The organism is Streptomyces sp. NPDC050732, from assembly GCF_040654255.1.
Lineage (GTDB): Bacteria > Actinomycetota > Actinomycetes > Streptomycetales > Streptomycetaceae > Streptomyces.
In genome coordinates, this window is sequence record NZ_JBFAHP010000011.1 from 123,203 (window position 1) to 142,793 (window position 19,591).

General features: G+C 72.9%; 17 protein-coding genes. 5 read left to right on the top strand and 12 right to left on the bottom strand.

From position 1 onward, the window contains the following. Window positions 1-5: 5 nt before the first annotated feature. Genes pgsB through AB0H82_RS12655 form a run of 3 tightly spaced genes read left to right on the top strand, consistent with a single transcriptional unit; the run spans window position 6 to window position 3,172 of the window. Complete coding sequence (gene pgsB / locus AB0H82_RS12645; RefSeq protein ID WP_362991743.1) at window positions 6-1,601, top strand: poly-gamma-glutamate synthase PgsB; 1,596 nt, start codon at window positions 6-8, stop codon at window positions 1,599-1,601. Next, complete coding sequence (locus AB0H82_RS12650) at window positions 1,598-2,080, top strand: poly-gamma-glutamate biosynthesis protein PgsC/CapC (protein ID WP_362991745.1); 483 nt, start codon at window positions 1,598-1,600, stop codon at window positions 2,078-2,080. Before pgsB ends, AB0H82_RS12650 begins: the two co-directional genes overlap by 4 nt. A 15-nt stretch (window positions 2,081-2,095) precedes the next feature. Next, on the top strand, window positions 2,096-3,172 hold the full coding sequence (locus tag AB0H82_RS12655) for an NlpC/P60 family protein (protein ID WP_362991747.1): 1,077 nt from the start codon (window positions 2,096-2,098) through the stop codon (window positions 3,170-3,172). A gap of 65 nt (window positions 3,173-3,237) precedes the next feature. On the opposite strand, the gene AB0H82_RS12660 is transcribed toward AB0H82_RS12655, so the two are convergent. After that, complete coding sequence (locus AB0H82_RS12660) at window positions 3,238-3,609, bottom strand: NTP pyrophosphohydrolase (RefSeq protein WP_362991749.1); 372 nt, start codon at window positions 3,607-3,609, stop codon at window positions 3,238-3,240. Window positions 3,610-3,676: 67 nt separating this feature from the next. Here AB0H82_RS12660 and AB0H82_RS12665 point away from each other — a divergent pair, with 67 nt between their 5' ends. Continuing rightward, complete coding sequence (locus AB0H82_RS12665) at window positions 3,677-4,747, top strand: hypothetical protein (RefSeq protein ID WP_362991751.1); 1,071 nt, start codon at window positions 3,677-3,679, stop codon at window positions 4,745-4,747. An 87-nt stretch (window positions 4,748-4,834) separates the two neighbouring features. On the opposite strand, the gene AB0H82_RS12670 is transcribed toward AB0H82_RS12665, so the two are convergent. From AB0H82_RS12670 to AB0H82_RS12690, 5 genes are all read right to left on the bottom strand, one after another. Beyond that, the gene (locus tag AB0H82_RS12670) at window positions 4,835-6,967 is read right to left on the bottom strand and encodes a 3-hydroxyacyl-CoA dehydrogenase NAD-binding domain-containing protein (protein ID WP_362991753.1); all 2,133 of its coding nucleotides are present in this window, start codon (window positions 6,965-6,967) and stop codon (window positions 4,835-4,837) included. Next, the gene (locus tag AB0H82_RS12675; protein WP_362991755.1) at window positions 6,964-8,190 is read right to left on the bottom strand and encodes an acetyl-CoA C-acyltransferase; all 1,227 of its coding nucleotides are present in this window, start codon (window positions 8,188-8,190) and stop codon (window positions 6,964-6,966) included. The genes AB0H82_RS12670 and AB0H82_RS12675 overlap by 4 nt, the downstream gene beginning before the upstream one ends. A gap of 589 nt (window positions 8,191-8,779) precedes the next feature. After that, window positions 8,780-10,057: a ribonuclease D gene (locus tag AB0H82_RS12680; RefSeq protein WP_362991757.1), complete on the bottom strand. Its 1,278-nt coding sequence runs from the start codon at window positions 10,055-10,057 to the stop codon at window positions 8,780-8,782. Window positions 10,058-10,135: 78 nt separating this feature from the next. After that, window positions 10,136-10,798 carry a response regulator transcription factor gene (locus AB0H82_RS12685; RefSeq protein WP_016643199.1) on the bottom strand — a complete coding sequence of 221 codons (663 nt, stop codon included), beginning with the start codon at window positions 10,796-10,798 and terminating at the stop codon, window positions 10,136-10,138. A gap of 296 nt (window positions 10,799-11,094) precedes the next feature. Next, a complete protein-coding gene (locus tag AB0H82_RS12690) occupies window positions 11,095-11,754 on the bottom strand; it encodes a DUF3000 domain-containing protein (RefSeq protein ID WP_362991760.1) in 660 nt (219 codons plus the stop codon). Window positions 11,755-11,839: 85 nt separating this feature from the next. Here AB0H82_RS12690 and hemE point away from each other — a divergent pair, with 85 nt between their 5' ends. Next, window positions 11,840-12,913 carry a uroporphyrinogen decarboxylase gene (hemE, locus tag AB0H82_RS12695; protein ID WP_362991762.1) on the top strand — a complete coding sequence of 358 codons (1,074 nt, stop codon included), beginning with the start codon at window positions 11,840-11,842 and terminating at the stop codon, window positions 12,911-12,913. Between the two features lie 60 nt (window positions 12,914-12,973). On the opposite strand, the gene AB0H82_RS12700 is transcribed toward hemE, so the two are convergent. From AB0H82_RS12700 to pelF, 6 genes are all read right to left on the bottom strand, one after another. Next, window positions 12,974-13,633, bottom strand: a complete 660-nt coding sequence (locus AB0H82_RS12700) for a spherulation-specific family 4 protein (protein ID WP_362991764.1) — start codon at window positions 13,631-13,633, stop codon at window positions 12,974-12,976. After that, window positions 13,630-14,556, bottom strand: a complete 927-nt coding sequence (locus AB0H82_RS12705) for an NAD-dependent epimerase/dehydratase family protein (protein WP_362991766.1) — start codon at window positions 14,554-14,556, stop codon at window positions 13,630-13,632. The genes AB0H82_RS12700 and AB0H82_RS12705 overlap by 4 nt, the downstream gene beginning before the upstream one ends. A 7-nt stretch (window positions 14,557-14,563) precedes the next feature. Beyond that, the gene (locus tag AB0H82_RS12710) at window positions 14,564-15,277 is read right to left on the bottom strand and encodes a sugar phosphate nucleotidyltransferase (RefSeq protein ID WP_362991768.1); all 714 of its coding nucleotides are present in this window, start codon (window positions 15,275-15,277) and stop codon (window positions 14,564-14,566) included. 47 nt (window positions 15,278-15,324) lie between these two features. Then, entirely contained in the window at window positions 15,325-16,326 is a 1,002-nt protein-coding gene (locus AB0H82_RS12715) for a GDP-mannose 4,6-dehydratase (protein ID WP_362991770.1), read from the bottom strand. 80 nt (window positions 16,327-16,406) lie between these two features. Beyond that, window positions 16,407-17,891, bottom strand: coding sequence for a hypothetical protein (locus AB0H82_RS12720; RefSeq protein ID WP_362991772.1), 1,485 nt, complete (start codon window positions 17,889-17,891; stop codon window positions 16,407-16,409). Beyond that, window positions 17,888-19,411 carry a GT4 family glycosyltransferase PelF gene (gene pelF / locus AB0H82_RS12725; protein WP_362991774.1) on the bottom strand — a complete coding sequence of 508 codons (1,524 nt, stop codon included), beginning with the start codon at window positions 19,409-19,411 and terminating at the stop codon, window positions 17,888-17,890. The genes AB0H82_RS12720 and pelF overlap by 4 nt, the downstream gene beginning before the upstream one ends. Window positions 19,412-19,591: the final 180 nt, after the last annotated feature.

Consider the following 19,591-nt stretch of genomic DNA (forward strand, 5'->3'; position numbering starts at 1 on the left):
CCCCCGTGCTCTTCCTCTACACCGTGCTCGTGGTGTGCGGTGCCATCCTGCTGGCGGCCGGCGTCGTCGAACAGCGGCGGCACTTCGCCAGCCTGGAGCACATACCCTCGCGGGTCCTCGTCAACGGCATCCGCGGCAAGTCCTCCATCACCCGCCTGTGCGCGGGCGCGCTGCGCGGCGGCGGGCTCACCACGGTCGCCAAGACCACCGGCACCGCGGCCCGGTTCATCCACCCGGACGCCACCGAGGAGCCCGTCTACCGCAAGTTCGGCATCGCCAACGTCGTCGAGCAGATCGGCATCGTGCGGCGCGCCGCCGCGTACGACCCGGACGCCCTGGTCATCGAGTGCATGGCGGTCATGCCGGCGCTCCAGGAGATCAACCAGTCCAAGCTGATCCGCTCCACCATCGGCGTGCTCTGCAACGTCCGTGAGGACCACCTCGCCGAGATGGGCCCCACCCTCGACGACGTGGCGCGCTCGCTGTCCCGCTCCATGCCGGAGGGCGGCATCTGCGTCACCGCGGAGAAGGACCGCTTCGACATCCTCAAGGAGGAGGCCGACGCGCGGAACTGCCGGCTGATCTACGCCGACCCCGAGACGGTCACCGACGACGAGCTGCGCGGCTTCAGCTGGTTCACCTTCAAGGAGAACGTGGCGATCGCGCTGAAGGTCGCCGAACTCCTCGGCGTCGGCCGCGAGGTCGCCCTCCAGGGCATGTACGACGCCCCGCCGGACCCCGGTGTCCTCTCCGTCGAGCGGTACGCCACCGAGGACGGCAAGAAGCTCCGCTTCGCCAACGTCTTCGCGGCCAACGACCCCGAGTCGACGCTGATGAACATCAACCAGCTGCTCGACCTCGGCGCCATCCACCGCCCGCTCAACGTCGTCATCAACTGCCGCCCCGACCGCGTCGAGCGCAACGGCCAGATGGGCGAGATCATCCCGGACCTGCAGCCGGACAAGGTCTTCGTCATCGGCCACCCCGCGAAGTCCGCCATCGACGCCATCCCCGCCGAGTGGCGCTCGCGCGCCGTCGACCTCGGCGGCGACCGGCGCGACCCGGAGGAGTTCATGCGCGAGATGCTCGGGCAGCTCGGCGCCGACTCCTCGCTCGTCGCGATCGGCAACATCCACGGCCAGGGCGAGCTGCTCCTCGAACACCTCGCGGAGCTCCCGCCCGACGAGAGCGAGGAGCAGGCCCCCGAGGAGCCCGCTCCGTTCTACGAGCCGCACGTCGACCCGTACCAGCACTACCCGGAGGCGTACGAGACGCGGTACGCGGCCCAGCACGCCCCCGTCCAGCACGCCCCGGTCCAGCAGTACGAGGCGTACGCGCCCCACCAGGAGTACGTACAGCACCAGGAGTACGCACCCCAGGAGACGTACGGGTCGTACGCGCCGCAGGAAACCTATGCGCCGCAGGAGACGTACGCGCCGCAGGAGACCTACGCGCCCCAGCAGCCGTACATCCCCCAGCAGCCCCACGTTCCCACGCAGCAGCCCCCCGCCCCCCGCGGCCTGTTCGAGCCGCGGGTGCCGCCCGCACCGCCCGCCGCAGACGACACCCAGCAGTGGCACAGCCCAGGAGAGCACCGTTGATTCCCTCCGTCCTCACCCCCGAGATCGCCGCGGTCGGCATCGCACTCGGGCTGCTCTTCTCGCTGGTCTGCTATCTGACGACCAACCTCTCGCCCGGCGGCATGATCACCCCGGGCTGGCTGGCGCTCACCCTCGTCGAGGACCTCCAGCGCGCCGCCATGGTGGTCGGCGTGACCGTGCTGACGTACGCCGGCACGCTGCTCATGCAGAAGTTCGTGATCCTCTACGGCAAGCGGCTCTTCGCCGCGGTCGTGCTGCTCGGCGTGACGCTGCAGGCCACCGTGATGATCATCCTGTCGATCGAGTTCCCGCTGATGTACGCGAACCAGACCCTCGGCTTCATCGTGCCGGGCCTGATCGCCTACCAGCTGGTGCGCCAGCCCAAGGGCCCCACCCTCCTCGCCACGGGCTCGGTGACGCTCATGGCCTACGTCGTCCTCACCGCCGGGATCCTCCTCGGCTTCATGCCGTCCGCCTGATTCCAGGAGCCATTCATGCCGCCCAAGAAGAAGCGCCCCGTCCTGCACGCGGCGACCGTGCTCGCCCTCCTCGCGGGCAGCGCGTACCTGACCGTCGAGCTGCGCAAGGACGAGGAGGCCAAGGCGCCCAAGGTGCAGGCCGTCACCGACACCCCGGGCGGGCTGCACAGCAGCACCGGCCAGGAGTCGAGCGGCAAGCAGAAGTGGGAGCGCCTGAAGAACCCCGAGCGCTCCGTCCTGCGCACCGACGGCGGCAAGGTCCTCGCCACCTTCACGGACGGCGCCCGCACCGCGACCCTCACCGGCCCCAGCCGCACCTTCACCGAGCCCGCCAACACCAAGTCGCGGGTCGTGACCAACGACTGGGTGCGGCTGATGCCGGAGATCTGGCGCGAGGGCGCGGAGAAGGAGAAGTGGTTCAAGGACTGGTACAAGGAGTTCTCCGGCAGCGAGGAGGACGACATCTTCGCGATGGCCTTCCAGTACGTCGAGGGCGCCCCGGTCAAGAAGGACGACGAGGGCATCGCCTACGCGGGCGACGCCAACTTCGGGCCGCTCAACCCGGACGGCAGCGCGGGCAACGACCTGCGCCTCGAACAGTCCGACTTCTTCGACTACCTCGGCATCCCGTACACGTTCCGCAACGGCACCACCCTCCAGCCGGAGAAGGCACGCGCCCGCTCCATGGACTGCTCCGGCTTCATCCGCACGGTCTTCGGCTACCGCGCCCGCTACCCCCTGATGGCCGCCGACGGCGCCGGCGACGGCCTGCCCCGCACCGCCAACGGCATGGCGCGCGGCAAGGTCGGCACGGACGTCATCGAGCTCAAGGGCGTCGGCGCCGCCGACCGGCCCAAGTCCATCGACGTCGTCCAGCCGGGCGACCTGGTCTTCTTCAAGCTCGACGCCCGCACCAAGCAGCGCCTTGACCACGTCGGCATCTTCCTCGGCCACGACGCCGACGGCCACAAGATCTTCATCTCCAGCCGCGAAGAGGTCAACGGCCCGACGATCGGCGACAAGGGCGGTACGTCGCGCCTCGACGGCAACGGGTACTACGCGTCGACGCTGCGCAGCGCGAAGCGGCTCTAGCTTCGCTGGGTTGGTTATGCGACCTGCGGGTCGGTGGGGGCTGGTCGCGCAGTTCCCCGCGCCCCTTACGGGGCGCGGACCGTCCTTGGGCCCGCGCACTCGGCGCCGACCTCGCCCACCCTGCGGCGCAGTTCGCGGTCGGCCGTGATCACCAGGCACGGCCGGCCCGCCGCCTCGGCGGCCAGCTCCACGATGCGGTCGTCGCCGCTGCCCGGCGCGCTCTCCACGCGCACGCCCGGCACGGACTCCACACCCCGGGCCGCCCCCTCGACGACGAGGACGATCTCCACCGGCCCCGGACGCCCCGCGACACCTTCTTGTGCGTACGCGACGAGCGCGTCCCGCAGCCGTTCCGCGGCCCCGCGGCGGTCCTTCCACCACCCGTCGGGCACGGATCCGACGACGTTCGCGGCATCGACGACGACGAGAGTTCTCATGAGGCAAACGTAAACTAATAGGCAAAACGCTGTGCGTCCGTGAACGTGGAAGGGTTGGCGCCGAGTCATGCCGTCGAGGACCACCAGCACCGGTGCGCCGGATACCGCCCGCTGGCTGCTGCGCGGTCACGACGGCCGCCTCACGGCGTACGCCCGCGCCGAGGGCGGCCTCCTGCGCTGGACGGAGACGAGGCCCGGCGGACCGGAGTGGAGCGGCCCCGACTTCTTCGAGGCGCCCGACCTCACCTATCTCACCCTCGCCCAGGGCGTCGACGGCTACGTGCACTTCGTGGGGCGGCGGGAGCGGCCGGGGGACGACGGGAAGGCCGTCGTCGACCTCGTGCACTCCATCCAGTACCAGCCGGGCCGGCCGCTCATGGACTGGCGCACGCTCGGCAACCCGCACACCAAGCTCGTCGAGCGCGCCCCGCACCTCGGCGCGCCCGCCGCCGCCGTGGACACCGCCGGCACCGTCCACGTCTTCGTGCGGGACGCGGTCGGCAGCGTACGGATGCGCCGTGAGGGCAAGGGCGGCAAGTGGGAGGGGTGGAAGGACTTCAAGGTCCGCGACACCCTGGACGGCATGGCCGCGGTCGCCACGTCCACCGGTCGGGTCGAGGTCCTCGCCCCCGCGGGCAAGGCCACCCTGCGCTGGGCCCAGGAGAAGCGGGGCGGCGAACTGGAGCGCGCCGACGACGTGCCGGTCGTCGCCGCCCCCGGCTCCGGCACCGCCCTGGAGACCGCGCCCGACCGCCTCACGTACTACGCGGCCGACGCGCTCGGCGACGGCGTCCTCGGCCACCGCCCGGAGAGCGGCGGCCCGGCGCTGCCCCTCGGCGGCGCCCCGGGCCCGGGGCCCACGGCGGCGCTGCGGACGACCATAGAAGGCCACGACTGCACCGTGCTCGCGCACCGCACGGGCACGGGCCGCCCCGCGCTCGCCGCGTTCCCCACGGAGGACGAGGGGGCGGGCCTGTGGTGGGCCGAGACCGGCGAACCGTGCCTGGGCGCCCCGGCGTTGGCGCTCGACGCGCGCGACCGCGTGGTGATGGCGGCGATCGGCCTCGACGGCACGCTGCGGCTCGCGCGGCAGAAGGCGGAGCCGGGCCTCGCGCTGGCGGCGTGGACCCGGGTGTGAGCCGGATCCAGAACGAACGGCGGTGGGCCGTACGGGAAAACTCCCGTACGGCCCACCGCCGTTGCTGTGCGCGCCGCGCGTTCCGTGTTACGCGGGGACGCTCGCCACGCCCTGCGCCAGGAACCGCTTCCCGTTCACGCGCTCGCTGACGCCCTCACGGTCCAGGTACGGCGTGATGCCGCCCAGGTGGAAGGGCCAGCCCGCGCCGGTGATCAGGCAGAGGTCGATGTCCTGCGCCTCGGCGACGACGCCCTCGTCGAGCATGAGCCCGATCTCCTGCGCCACCGCGTCGAGCACGCGGTCCCGCACCTGCTCCTCGGTCAGGACCTTGTCGCCCTGCTTCAGGAGCGCGGCGACCTCGGGGTCGAGCTCCGGCTTCCCGCTGTCGTACACGTAGAAGCCGCGCTTGCCCGCCTTGACGACGGCCGCGAGGTTCGGCGAGACGGTGAAGCGCTCCGGGAAGGCGCGGTTCAGGGTCTCGGAGACGTGCAGACCGATGGCCGGGCCGACCAGCTCCAGGAGGACCAGCGGCGACATCGGCAGACCGAGCGGCTCGACGGCCTTCTCGGCGACGGCGACCGGGGTGCCCTCGTCGATGACGTTCTGGATCTCGCCCATGAAGCGGGTGAGGATGCGGTTCACGACGAACGCCGGGGCGTCCTTCACGAGCACCGCGGTCTTCTTCAGCTTCTTGGCGACACCGAAGGCCGTGGCCAGCGACGCGTCGTCCGTCCGCTCGCCGCGCACGATCTCAAGGAGCGGCAGGATCGCGACCGGGTTGAAGAAGTGGAAGCCGACGACCCGCTCGGGGTGCTTCAGCTTCGACGCCATCTCGGTGACCGACAGCGAGGAGGTGTTGGTGGCGAGGATCGCGTGCGCCGGGGCGACCGCCTCGACCTCGGCGAACACCTGCTGCTTGACGCCGATCTCCTCGAAGACGGCCTCGATGATGAAGTCCGCGTCGGAGAAGCCCTCGGCCTTGTCCAGGACACCGGAGACGAGCGCCTTCAGGCGGTTCGCCTTGTCCTGGTTGACGCGGCCCTTGAGGAGCAGCTTGTCGATCTCCTCCTTGACGTACGAGACGCCCTTGTCGACGCGCTCCTGGTCGATGTCGGTCAGCACGACCGGCACCTCAAGGCGGCGCAGGAAGAGCAGCGCGAGCTGCGAGGCCATCAGACCGGCGCCGACGACGCCGACCTTGGTGACCGGGCGCGCTAGATTCTTGTCGGGCGCACCGGCAGGCCGCTTCGCGCGCTTCTGCACGAGGTTGAACGAGTAGATGCCCGCGCGCAGTTCGCCGCCCATGATGAGGTCGGCGAGCGCCACGTCCTCGGCGTCGAAGCCCTGCTGCAGGTCGCCGTCCTTGGCGGCCGCGATGATCTCCAGGGCGCGGTAGGCGGCCGGAGCGGCGCCGTGCACCTTGGAGTCGGCGATGGCACGGCCGCGCGCGACGGCGGCGTCCCAGCCCTCACCGCGGTCGATCTCGGGCCGCACGACCTCGACCGAACCGTTCAGGACGGAGGCCGTCCAGATCAGCGACTGCTCCAGGAAGTCCGCGCCCTCGAAGAGGGCGTCGGCGATGCCGAGCTCGAAGACCTGCTTGCCCTTGAGCTGACGGTTCTGGTTCAGCGAGTTCTCGATGATGACCGAGACGGCCTTGTCGGCGCCGATCAGGTTCGGGAGCAGCGCGCAGCCGCCCCAGCCCGGGACCAGGCCGAGGAAGACCTCGGGCAGCGAGAAGGCGGGCAGCGCCTTGGAGACGGTGCGGTAGGAGCAGTGCAGACCGACCTCGACGCCACCGCCCATCGCGGCGCCGTTGTAGTACGCGAAGGTCGGCACGGCGAGCCCGGAGAGCCGCTTGAAGACCTCGTGGCCGCCCTTGCCGATGGCGAGCGCGTCCTCGTGGTGCTTGAGCAGCTCGACGCCCTTGAGGTCGGCGCCGACGGCGAAGATGAACGGCTTGCCGGTGATGCCGACGCCGACGATGCCGCCCTCGGCCGCCTCCTTCTCGACCTGGTCGATCGCCGTGTTCAGGTTGGCGAGGGACTGCGGGCCGAAGGTGGTCGGCTTGGTGTGGTCGAAGCCGTTGTCCAGCGTGATGAGCGCGAAGCGCCCGGCGCCCTGGGGCAGGTCGAGGTGGCGTACGTGCGCCTGCGTGACGACCTCGTCCGGGAACAGCTCGGCCGCACCCTTCAGAAGCTCAGTGGTCGTGGTGCTCACTTGTCGCCTCCGGCGTCCTTGTGGTTCGGGTTCTCCCAGATGACCGTCGCGCCCATGCCGAAGCCGACGCACATGGTCGTGAGGCCGTAACGCACCTCGGGCTGCTCCTCGAACTGCCGCGCCAGCTGCGTCATCAGGCGTACGCCGGAGGAGGCGAGCGGGTGGCCGAACGCGATGGCGCCGCCGTACTGGTTGACGCGGGCGTCGTCGTCCGCGATGCCGTAGTGCTCCAGGAAGGCGAGCACCTGCACGGCGAAGGCCTCGTTGATCTCGAAGAGGCCGATGTCGCCGATGCCGAGGCCGGCCTTGGCGAGGGCCTTCTCCGTGGCCGGGATCGGGCCGTAGCCCATGACCTCCGGCTCGACACCCGCGAAGGCGTAGGACACGAGCCGCATCTTGACCGGCAGCCCGTTCTCCCGCGCGAACTCCTCGGACGCGATGAGGGAGGCGGTGGCGCCGTCGTTGAGACCGGCGGCGTTGCCCGCGGTGACGCGGCCGTGCGTACGGAACGGCGTCTTCAGCCCGGCGAGGTTCTCCAGGGTGGTGCCCGGGCGCATCGGCTCGTCGGCGGTGGCGAGGCCCCAGCCGGTCTCACCGGCCTCCGCGTTCGTCCGCCGTACGGAGATCGGCACGAGGTCGGCCTGGATCTTGCCGTCGGCGTACGCCTTGGCGGCCTTCTCCTGCGAGCGCACGGCGTATTCGTCGGCGCGCAGCTTGGTGATGGTCGGGTAGCGGTCGTGCAGGTTCTCCGCGGTCATGCCCATGAACAGGGCCGACTCGTCGACGAGCTTCTCGCTCACGAACCGCGGGTTCGGGTCGACGCCCTCGCCCATGGGGTGGCGGCCCATGTGCTCGACACCGCCGGCGACGGCGATGTCGTACGCACCGAAGGCGACGCTGCCCGCGACCGAGGTCACGGCGGTCAGGGCGCCCGCACACATGCGGTCGATGGAGTAGCCGGGCACGGACTGCGGCAGCCCGGCGAGGATGCCGGCGGTGCGGCCGATCGTCAGGCCCTGGTCGCCGATCTGCGTGGTCGCCGCGATGGCGACCTCGTCGATCTTGGCGGGGTCGAGGTCCGGGTTGCGGCGCAGCAGCTCCCGGATGGCCTTCACGACGAGGTCATCGGCACGGGTCTCGTGGTAGATGCCCTTCGGACCCGCCTTGCCGAACGGGGTGCGGACGCCGTCCACGAAGACGACGTCCCTGACGGTACGAGGCACGATGGCTCTCCTCCAGGGTGCGGGGCGCCTGCGCGGCGCGTTTCCGACTCCACCCTACTTGCCGGTAACTATGCGGCCAAGGGCCGCCTCGGGGAGGCGAAGGTCACACTTGCCCGCGGGGGCTCTTGCCCGGTCGCCTGAGCACCCCGCACGTAGCTGTGCAGTAGGAACAGACCCGCCGCTCCGCGGCGGATGCCTCCCACCCGCCCACCCGTTTACCCCGCACCGCGAAGCACCGTAGGAGCAGGCCCGCCGCTGCGCGGCGGATGCCTCCCACCCACCCGCCCGTTTACCCCGCACCGCGAGGCTCGGTAGGAGCAGGCCCGCCGCTGCGCGGCGGAATGTCCCCACCCGCCCACCCGTTTGCCCCGCACCGAGTGGGCGAGGTAGGGGCGGCCGGGGCGCGCGCCCCATCCGGCCGTCGCGGCCACTGGGCGGTGCGGGGTGCACGGGCGGGTGGGTGGGAAGGTATCCGCCGCGCAGCGGCGGGACAGGGGCAGGGCAGGGGCCCGCAGGTGAACGCAAGCACCCACCCGCCCCGTCCGCCGTGCGGTGGGGTGAGTGGGTGGGGCGAGGTGGGGAGCGGGGGTCAGGAGAGGGCGGTGACCAGGGCCGGGGTTACCTGGGTGATCTGCCAGCGCCGCGCCCCGTGGCCGGCGAGAGCCGTCGCCACGGATTCTTCGGTGACCTGAGCCGGCGGCTCCCAGCAGACGCGCCGGACCGTGTCCGGAGTGATCAGGTTCTCCTGGGGCATGTTCAGCTGCTCGGCGAGCGTGGAGATCGCCGCGCGCGCGGCGGAGAGGCGTGCCGCCGCGGCGGGGTCCCGGTCCGCCCAGGAGCGCGGCGGCGGCGGACCGCTCACCGTCTGGCCGGGCTGCGGCAGCTCGGAGTCGGGCAGCGCCTTGGCGCGGTCCACCGCGGCCTGCCACTGCTCCAGCTGGCGCCGCCCCATGCGGTGCCCGAAGCCGGTCAGGCCCGCGAGCGCGTGCACGTTGGGCGGCAGGCCGAGCGCCGCCTCGACGATCGCCCCGTCGCTGAGCACCTTGCCCGGTGACACGTCGCGGCGCTGCGCGATGCGGTCGCGGGCGGTCCACAGCTCTCGTACGACCGCCATCTGCCGGCGTCGGCGCACCTTGTGCATGCCGGAGGTGCGGCGCCAGGGGTCCTTGCGGGGCGGCGCGGGCGGGGCGGAGGCGATGGCGTCGAACTCCTCGCGGGCCCACTCCAGCTTGCCCTGCCGGTCGAGCTCCTTCTCCAGGGCGTCGCGGAGGTCGACGAGGAGCTCCACGTCGAGTGCCGCGTACCGCAGCCAGGGTTCGGGGAGCGGCCGTGTCGACCAGTCGACGGCGGAGTGCCCCTTCTCCAGGACGTAGCCGAGGACGCTCTCGACCATCGCGCCGAGCCCGACCCGCGGGAACCCGGCGAGCCGGCCCGCGAGCTCCGTGTCGAAGAGGCTCGACGGGACCATGCCTATTTCCCGCAGGCACGGCAGGTCCTGGGTGGCGGCGTGCAGCACCCACTCGGTGTCGCCGAGGGCCTCGCCGAGGCCGGAGAGGTCGGGGCAGGCGACGGGGTCGACGAGGGCGGTGCCCGCGCCCTCGCGGCGGAGCTGGACGAGATAGGCCCGCTGGCCGTACCGGTAGCCGGACGCGCGCTCGGCGTCGACGGCGACGGGTCCGGTGCCCGCGGCGAAGGCGGCGACGGTCGCGGCGAGGGACTCCTCGTCCTCGATCACCGGCGGAATGCCGTCACGCGGTTCGAGCAGGGGGATCGGCAGCCCTTCGGGTGCGAGGCCGTCGTCGTCCGGAGGGCCGCCTCCGGTGGTTCGCAGTGAGCTGTCTGCTGCGGTCTCTTGGGCGTCGGTCACCTGTCAAGGGTATCTGTGTATGGACAGCGCCCGTCGACGGAACGTTCCGTCGACGGGCGCGCGGGGGGTGTAAATCAGTCAGTGGATGATGCCGGTGCGCAGGGCGACCGCCACCATCCCGGCCCGGTCGCCCGTGCCGAGCTTGCGGGCGATCCGGGCGAGGTGGCTCTTCACGGTCAGGGCGGACAGGCCCATCGAGACGCCGATGGCCTTGTTGGACTGGCCCTCCGCGACCAGGCGCAGCACCTCGACCTCACGGCCCGACAGCTCGCGGTAGCCGCCGGGGTGGCTCGGGGTGCCCGGAGGGCGGCGGTGCATACGGGCGGCGGCCGAGCCGATGGGGGCGGCGCCGGGACGGGTGGGGAGTCCGACGTTCGTACGGGTGCCGGTGACGACGTAGCCCTTGACGCCGCCCGCGAGGGCGTTGCGCACGGCGCCGATGTCGTCGGCGGCGGAGAGGGCGAGGCCGTTGGGCCAGCCCGCGGCACGGGTTTCGGAGAGGAGCGTCAGGCCGGAGCCGTCGGGGAGGTGGACGTCTGCGACGCAGATGTCCCGGGGGTTGCCGATGCGGGGACGAGCCTCCGCGATGGACGAGGCCTCGATGACGTCGCGTACACCGAGCGCCCACAGGTGGCGGGTGACGGTGGAACGGACGCGGGGGTCGGCCACGACGACCATGGCGGTCGGCTTGTTCGGGCGGTAGGCGACCAGGCTTGCGGGCTGCTCGAGGAGAACGGACACCAGGCCTCCTGGGGTGGCGGGACGGGGCCGGCTCGGGGGTGAAGCCGGGACGAATCCGTGCTTTCAAGGTCACAAACCTCTTCGGCACCAATCCCTGCCGCCTTTAGGGGATGATCACGATTTGGTGAGCAATAATTCGGGCAATTCGGACACGCACTCGATCATCCGAAGATCAAACCGAACGCGCCCCCTTCCGGGTGACCCCAGCAGCGCAAACCCCCACGGCGCGCGGCCGCGGGGGGAAGGGGTGTTCGACGGTTCAGTGAATATTCGACAGTAGGAGGGGTCTCGACCGGTCAAGGGGAGAGCGGGCCCCGCCGCTGCGGCAGCGAGACCACGGACCCGTCACCGGTTCCGGCGGGCGGCAGCCCCGCGACCTGGCAGAGCAGATCGCACCAGGCCGCCAGGTGCGCCCCCGTGTCCGGCACCCCGCCGGAGCCCTCCCGAGGGGTCCACGACGCCCGGATCTCGATCTGCGAGGCGGGCGGGCGCTCCGAAAGGCCCCCGAAGTAGTGCGAGGCCGCCCGCGTCACCGTGCCGCTCGCCTCGCCCGCGGTGAGCCCGCGCGCGTGCAGCGCCCCGGTCAGCCACGACCAGCACACCTCCGGCAGCAGCGGATCCGCCGCCATCTCCGGTTCGAGCTCCGCCCGGACGAGCGTGACGAGCCGGAAGGTGCCCTGCCACGCGTCGTGCCCGGACGGATCGTGGAGGAGGACGAGCCGCCCGTCCGCGAGGTCCTCCTCGCCGTCCACGACCGCCGCCTCCAACGCGTACGCGTACGGCGCGAGCCGCTGCGGCGGCCGCGTCGGATCGATCTCGATCTCCGGCCGCAGCCGGGCCCCCCGCAGCGCGTCGACCGCCGCGCGGAAGGGCAACGGAGCCGAATCCGCCACCTTCCCCTCCGAACTCTCCATCTCGCCAGCGCCGTCCGACCGTTGTCCCTGAGCCGCAGCCATGCGGGGAAGGTTAAGGGGAACGGCGCCTTCGCGCAGGGAGAGACACCCGTGAGGGGGTCCCCGGTCAACGTGCGAGACTTTCCGCGTGAGTGCCAATGACAGCCGTCGCCCCGAGGGCCGGCAGAACACAGCGACGTACGACTCCCCCTTCATGAAGGCGTGCAGGCGCGAGGCCGTGCCGCACACGCCGGTCTGGTTCATGCGGCAGGCGGGGCGCTCACTTCCCGAGTACCGCAAGGTGCGCGAGGGCACGGCCATGCTGGAGTCCTGCATGCGCCCCGACCTCGTCACCGAGATCACGCTGCAGCCGGTCCGCCGCCACCGCGTCGACGCGGCGATCTACTTCAGCGACATCGTCGTTCCGCTCAAGGCGATCGGCGTCGACCTCGACATCAAGCCGGGCGTCGGACCCGTCGTCGAGAACCCCATCCGCTCGCGCGCCGACCTCGCGCAGCTGCGGGACCTGACGCCCGACGACGTCCACTACGTCACCGAGGCGATCGGCATGCTCACCGCCGAGCTCGGCCCGACGCCGCTCATCGGATTCGCGGGCGCGCCTTTCACTCTCGCGAGTTACCTCGTGGAGGGCGGCCCGAGCCGCAACCACGAGCACACCAAGGCGCTCATGTACGGCGACCCGCAGCTCTGGGCGGACCTCCTCGACCGGCTCGCGGAGATCACGAGCGCCTTCCTGAAGGTGCAGATCGAGGCGGGCGCCAGCGCCGTGCAGCTCTTCGACTCGTGGGTGGGCGCGCTGTCGCCCGCCGACTACCGCCGCTCGGTGATGCCCGCCTCCGCGAAGGTCTTCGACGCCGTCGCGTCGTACGGCGTGCCCCGCATCCACTTCGGCGTCGGCACGGGCGAGCTGCTCGGGGCGATGGGCGAGGCGGGCGCGGACGTCGTCGGCGCCGACTGGCGGGTGCCGCTGGACGAGGCCGCGCGCCGCGTCGGCCCCGGCAAGGCGATCCAGGGCAACCTCGACCCGGCCGTCCTCTTCTCCACCCGCGAGGCCGTCGAGACGAAGACCGACGAGGTGCTCGCCGCCGCGAAGGACCTGGAGGGCCACATCTTCAACCTCGGCCACGGCGTCCTGCCGACCACGGACCCCGAGGCGCTGACCCGCCTCGTGGAGTACGTGCACACGCGCACCGCTGTCTGAGAAAGTCTGCCGTCCGAGAAAGTCCGAAAACGGTCCCTGCCTGCCCGGGCAGGGACTGTTCTACGGCAGCGACAGCGGGGGCAGCGGCGGCAGCATCCAGGGATTGGGCCCCGAGCCCGGTACCGCGCAGTGCACCCCCGCGCCGCGCCGCACGGCGGTGCGCCCGGCGAGGCGCGCCAGCGCGGGCGGCACGCCGTAGACGAGGTGGCAGAAGCGCTCGGGGGAGTACCGGGCCGTCCAGGGCGGGGCCTCGAACGACCGCAGATACGTCGACCAGTGCCCCTCGAAGGTGACGAGCAGGTCGGCGACGCGGGCGTACCCCGGCGCCGGGTGCACGCCCGGGTTGAGCACCACCGTCCGCGCGCCCCTGCCGCGCGCCGTGCGGACCAGGCGCCGGCACTGCCGCAGCTCGCGCCGGCCCGGGGCCACCCGGTCGAAGAAGCAGCCGTCCACGTCGTACCAGGCGCGATGGTGTGCCAGATCCTCCGCGACGGCGTCCGGCGACCGCTCCCCGTACGCCGTGTCGACGTACCCGAGGACCCGCACCCCCGCATCCCGCAGCGCCCGCGCGGCGTCGGCGAACGCGGGGTCGCGGGCCGCGCCCGGGCCGTCGGCGGCGTTCAGGACGACGCCGTACAGCCGGGGCGCGGCCGCCACGAGCGCCCGCCAGGCCGCGGGGTCCACGGCCGGGTGGACGTACAGCGGCACCAGCAGGGTCACCCGGGCTCCCCGACGGCCCGCGCCGGGTGCGGGGCGCCGTCCGACGCCCAGAGCGCGGCGAGCGATTCCCGCAGGGTGAACCGCGGCCGCCAGCCCAGCTCCCACTCCGCGGCGCCGACGTCGGCGCACTGCCAGGGCACCGCCGTCGAACGCCCCACGTTGCCGAGGGACTCCTCGACGCGCCCGGTGAAGCCCGCCTCGACGACGAGGCCGTGCGCCAGGTTGCGGGCCGGGACCGCCCGGCCGCTGCCGATGTTGATCAGGCGCGGCAGCCGCCCCGGCAGGGTGAGCGCCTGCGCCACGGCCTGCGCCACATCGCGCGTGTCGACGAAGTCCCGGTGCGCGGACAGGTCGCCGACCCGCACCGTGCCGTGCGGGGTCCGGGCGACCGCCCGGCCCAGCTCGGCGGTGAGACGGCCCGGCAGCCCGGCCGGGGACGCCCCGGGGCCCACCGGGTTGGTGACCCGCAGCACGATCGCGTCGAGCCCGGAGTCCACGACGGCCAGCGTGCCGGCGAGTTTCGTGGCTCCGTACGGCGCGACCGGGCGGGCGGGGGAGTCCTCCGAAGTCCGCTCGCCGATGCCGGTCGGCCCGTACTCGGCCGCCGAGCCGAGGTGGACGAGGCGCGCGGTCGGCACCGCCGCGCACAGAGCCTCGCAGAGCACCGCGGGGCCGCGGGCGTTGACCTCGGCGAGGGTCAGGGCGCTGCCGCCGACCGCGCCCGCGCAGTTGACCACGGCGTCGGGCGCGGCCCGCGTCAGCTGCTCGGCGAGCGCGCCCCGCGTGACGGTGGCGAGGTCGATCCGGAGGTCGTCCACGGGGGCACGGCCGCCGCGGAGCAGCCGGAGGCCCGGCAGGGCGCGCAGCCGCTCGGTGACGGCGCCGCCCAGGTACCCGGTGGAGCCAAGGACGAGAATGCGCACGGCCCCGTCACGCTCCCTTGAGGAGCAGCGAGCGGTGCGTGGTGAACTCCGCGTTCGCGCGGTCGTAGTCGTCCGGGCGTCCGATGTCGAGCCAGTAGCCGTCGAAGTCGTAGGCGTGCGGCGGTGTTCCGGACTTGAGGAGGTCGAGGACGAGCTCGTCGAAGCCGAGCGGCAGGCCCGGCGTGTAGGAGGCGAGGGTGTCGCGTGACACGCCGTAGACGCCCATCGAGACGCGGTAGTCGATGCTCGGCTTCTCGGTGAAGGCGACCACGCGCTCCGAGTCGGTGGTGAGCACGCCGAAGTCGATGCGCACCTCGCGCGCGTACGTCGCTATGGTCAGCGGCGCCCCGGAGCCGCTGTGGGTGGTGAGGACGTCCGCGTAGTCGAGGTCGGTGAGGACGTCGCCGTTCATCACGAGGAAGTGCTCGGGCAGCCGGTCCATCATCGTCAGGAGCGGGCCCATGGTGCCGAGCGGGCTGTCCTCCGTGGAGTAGCCGACGCGCAGGCCCCAGCGGGAGCCGTTGCCGACGTAGGCGCGGATGATGTGGCCGAGGTGGCCGATGGCGATGGTGCAGCTGGTGAAGCCGGCGCTCGCCAGCTGGCGCAGGACGATCTCCAGGATGGCGTGCTGGTCGCCGATCGGGACGAGCGGCTTGGGCAGCGCGGTGGTGTAGGGGCGGAGCCGGACGCCCTTGCCGCCGGCGAGGATGACTGCGTGCATGGCAGAACTCCCTTGTGTGGAGAGGGGGGTGGCGAGGTGTCGGGGCGTCAGATGTTGTAGATGTCGGTCTTGTAGCGGGCCAGGTTGACCGGGTCGCGGAAGAACTCGACGGTGCGGGCCAGGCCCTGCTCCAGGTCGTGGCCGGGCGCCCAGCCGGTGGCCGCGCGCAACCGGGTCGCGTCGGCGACCAGGCGCATCACCTCCGAGGCGGGGGGCCGGATGCGCCGCTCGTCCTCGCACACGTCGAGGTCGGCCTCCATCACCTTGCCGATGAGCCGCACCAGGTCGCCCACCGAGATCTCGCCGCCGGTGCCCGCGTTGAAGGTGCGGCCCACGACGGCCTCGGCGGGCGCGGTGCCCACGGCGAGGAAGGCCTGCGCGGTGTCCGCGACGTACGTGAAGTCGCGGGTCGGCCGCAGGTCGCCGAGGGTGATCTCCCGTGATCCGGCCGCCACTTGGCCGATGACGGTCGGGATGACGGCGCGCATCGACTGGCGCGGCCCGAAGGTGTTGAAGGGTCGCAGGGTGACCACGGGCGTCTCGAAGCTCGCGTGGTAGCTGTCGGCGAGCCGGTCGCCGCCCGCCTTCGAAGCGGCGTACGGGGACTGGGTGTTGATCGGGTGGTCCTCGGTGATCGGCACGGTCTGCGCGGTGCCGTACGTCTCGCTGGTGGAGGTGTGCACCAGGCGGGGGGTCTCCAGGTGGCGAACGGCTTCGAGGACGTTGAGCGTGCCGGTCACGTTCGTGTCCACGTAGCTGTGCGGGGCCTGGTACGAGTACGGGATCGCTATCAGGGCGGCCAGGTGGTAGACCGCCTCGGTGCCTTCGACGAGTCCGCGCACCGAGCCGGGGTCGCGGACGTCGCCGAGGACGACGTCGACCTCGGCGAGCACGTCCGGGCTCAGGGTCTCCAGCCAGCCGTAGGACGAGAAGGAGTTGTACTGCGCCATCGCGCGGACCCGGTGCCCGGCGGCGACGAGGGCCTCGGTGAGGTGCGAGCCGATGAAGCCCTCGGCTCCGGTGACGGCGACGAGTGGTGCGGATGTCATGGTTCCTCCTGGTGCGGGGACGGCGTGGTGCGGGGCGGCGTGGTGCGGTGGTCCGGTGTCGCGCGGCGTAGGGGGGAGGCTCAGGCGTGCGCCGTCGGCCTGCCCAGGTGGTGGACGGTGACGGCCGCGAGGGCGAGGGTGGCGGCCGTGCAGCCGATGAGCTGTGCGGTGGGCGCGGACAGGGCGCCGGTCAGGGGGAGCGCCGTGGCGGCGGCCGCGGCGGCCAGGCAGGGCGCGGCGGACGGCCACCCCACACCGAACGCCTGAAGCAGCAACGCCAGCCACAACACCGCACCGAGCAGGATGAGTTGGGAGACTTCGGCGCCGACGAGGGCCGCGCCCAGGGCGAGCGCGACGAGATAGGCCGTACCGCACACGGTCAGCGCGCGGGAGACGCGCAGCAGGAAACCCCGTGGGGTGGCCGAGGCGTGGAGGGCGGTCACGGCGAGCCCGCGGAAGCGGTAGAGCAGCCACTCGGCGGGGCCCATGCTCAGCGTCAACACCACCACCCCGTACGGGTCCTGACGGCCCGACACCAGAGTCAGCAGTCCGGCCGCGAGTCCGAACAGGCCGTACGGGACCGAACTCGCCGGACCCGGGACGGGGCCCGGCACCGGGGCGGCCCGCAGCGCCGAGCGCAGGGCGAGCCCCGCGGCGGCCACCGCGAGCAGGACGGAGAGCAGCGGCAGGCCGGTGCGCAGGAGCCCCGGGGGCGCCCACCAGGGCAGCGCGGCGGCGCCCGCCGCCACCGGCAGCAGCGTGGCGGCCAGCACCTTCTCGCGGCCGAGCACCAGCAGCACCCCGGCCGCCGCCAGATAGCAGGACTGCCCCACGGCGAACAGCGCGGCGGCGCCGGGGCCCGCGGCCAGCAGCCCCGCCCCCGAAGCGGCCGCGGCGCCCGCGGGCGCGCCAAGCAGCAGCGCGCGCCCGGCCTCGTGCGGGCCCGCGGCGAACCGTACGTACGCCCGGTGGCTCAGCGCCTGGGACCAGGCCCAGGACACCAGGGCGGCGGCGACGAGGCCGCGCAGCCCGGCCCCCGACTGCCAGGCGCCCGGCTGCCCGGCGCCCGTGTGTCCGGCGCCCGCCATCAGCAGGTACGCCGCGCCGGGCAGCGCGAAGAGCAGGCCGCGCAGCGCGCAGCGCAGGTGGTCCGGCCGCCACGCGTCCGGCGGCGCCGGCGGCTCCGGGTGGCTGCGCGGCACGCGCCGGAAGACGGCGTCGGCCAGCGAGAACAGATCGGGGTGCCCGTACGTCTCCTGGATGCGGTCGCCGGTCATGCCCTGCGACTCCAGGAGCGCCGCGACCTCATAGGGGTGTACGGCCGCCCCGGCGTCCTCCGCGAGCTCGGCGGCGAGCCGGTCGACGGGGTCGTCCGCCCTGGCCGGGCGCAGCGAGGCGCGTGGACGCGGCCGTGACCGGGCGTCGTCGCCCGTGGCGGGGCGCGGCGGGCGGGCCAGGCGCAGGGTGAGGGTGTCGTCGGTGTGCCTGGGGTCATGAGTGCGGGGCCTCAGGGGCCTCGGAGGGCTCAGGGGGCTATGGGGTCTCAGGGGGAGGGGGCCGCTCATCCCGCCACCTCGCTTCGGAGGTCGCCGCGCTCGGACAACTCGGGTATGTGGGGGCTGCGTCGGTGGTGTGCGGTGGTGAGTTCCTCGTAGATCGCGCGGAAGGTGTCCACCGTCTGGCGGAGCGTGAACTGCTCGATCACGCGGAGTCTCGCCGCCTCGCCCATCGCCGCGCGGCGCGCCGGGTCGCGGAGCAGTTCGAGCACCGCCCGCGCCATGGCGTCCGGCGCGCGCGGCGGCACCACGAGCCCGGTCGGCCCCACCGCCTCCCGCACCCCGCCGACGTCGGTGGAGACCGTGGCCCGGCCGCAGGACATCGCCTCGATCAGCGTGAAGGGGAAGCCCTCGCTGATGCTGGACAGCATGACGACGCTGCCCGCCGCGTAGGCGTCCTTGATGTGCTCGACGCGGCCCTCGAAGACCACCGCGTCGCCGTGGCCGAGCTCGGCGGCCAGCGCCTCGCAGCGCTCGCGGTAGGCCTCGCCGCCGCGCGGTGTGCCGCCGAACAGGCGCAGCCTGGCGGCCGGCAACTCCCGTCTGACCCGGGCGAAGCAACGTATCAGCGTCTCCAGGTCCTTGATCGGGTCGACCCGGCCCGCCCAGCTGAGGGTCGGGGTCTCCGGCTCGGGGCCCGCGGGCGGGAACGCCGCGGGGTCCACGCCGTTGTAGACGGTGCGGATGAGGGCGGGGTCGGCGCCGCCGCGCTCCTCCCAGAGGCGGTTGTAGCGGTTGCCGGGGGTGATCAGGGCGGCGCTGCGGTACGTCTCCTCGGCGAGCAGCCGGTAGAAGCCGAGCAGCACGGTCTTGACCGGCCGGCTGTACGGGCCGGTGCGGTAGCCGAGGTAGCGCTCGCGCAGGTAGACGCCGTGCTCGGTCAACAGGAGCGGAACGCCGTGGAGTTCGCGGGCGATGAGGCCCGGCAGTGCCGCGATGCCGCCGCTGACCGCGTGGCACACGCCGTGCTCGGGCGGTCGGGCGGCGAGCGGGCGCAGCGCGTGTTCGAGCAGGGCCGTCGCGGTGACGGCGTCGTGCATCGTCGGTCGCGCCCCGGCGGTGGCGCGGCCCGGCGCGTTCCACACGGAGGAGAGGACCCGCACCGCCCGGTCCGTGCGCAGGGCCGGGCTCAGGGCGCCGTCGCGGGCGTGCCGGGCGAGTTCGTGCAGAGCGGGCGCGAAGCCGTCCTCTGCGGCCGGGTCGAGCAGAGCGGTGAGGAACTGCTCGTAGGAAGCGAGGAGTTGGCGTCTGCGGCGGCCGTGCGGGACGGCGCCTGGCGGGGGTGGGCCCCACATGGGCAGGCAGACGGGCTCGGCGACGTGCGGCGGGAGTTCCCAGGCGGGGCTCTCGGCGCCGGTGCCGGTGACGGCGAGCACGCCGAAGTCCACGTCGGGCATGCCGCGGACGAGCTGGTCGCACCAGACGCTGACGCCTCCGTGGCTGTGCGGGTAGGTGCCTTCGGTCAGGAGGGTCACGCGGGGGCGGGAGTGCGGGTGGCGGTGGGGTGGGGGTATGGCTGGGTCGAGCATCGGTGGGCTCCGCGGGTGAGATGCTTGCGGCCGGGTGGCTTGAGGTGCGTGGTGGGGCGGGGCCGCGGGGGTATGTGCGTACTCGCCATCCCTGCGCCGCGGCACACGGACAAAGACGCCGATGTGCGCTCGGTGCTCCGTTCGCACATACCCCCACGTCCCCTCCGGTCTCGTCGGCCT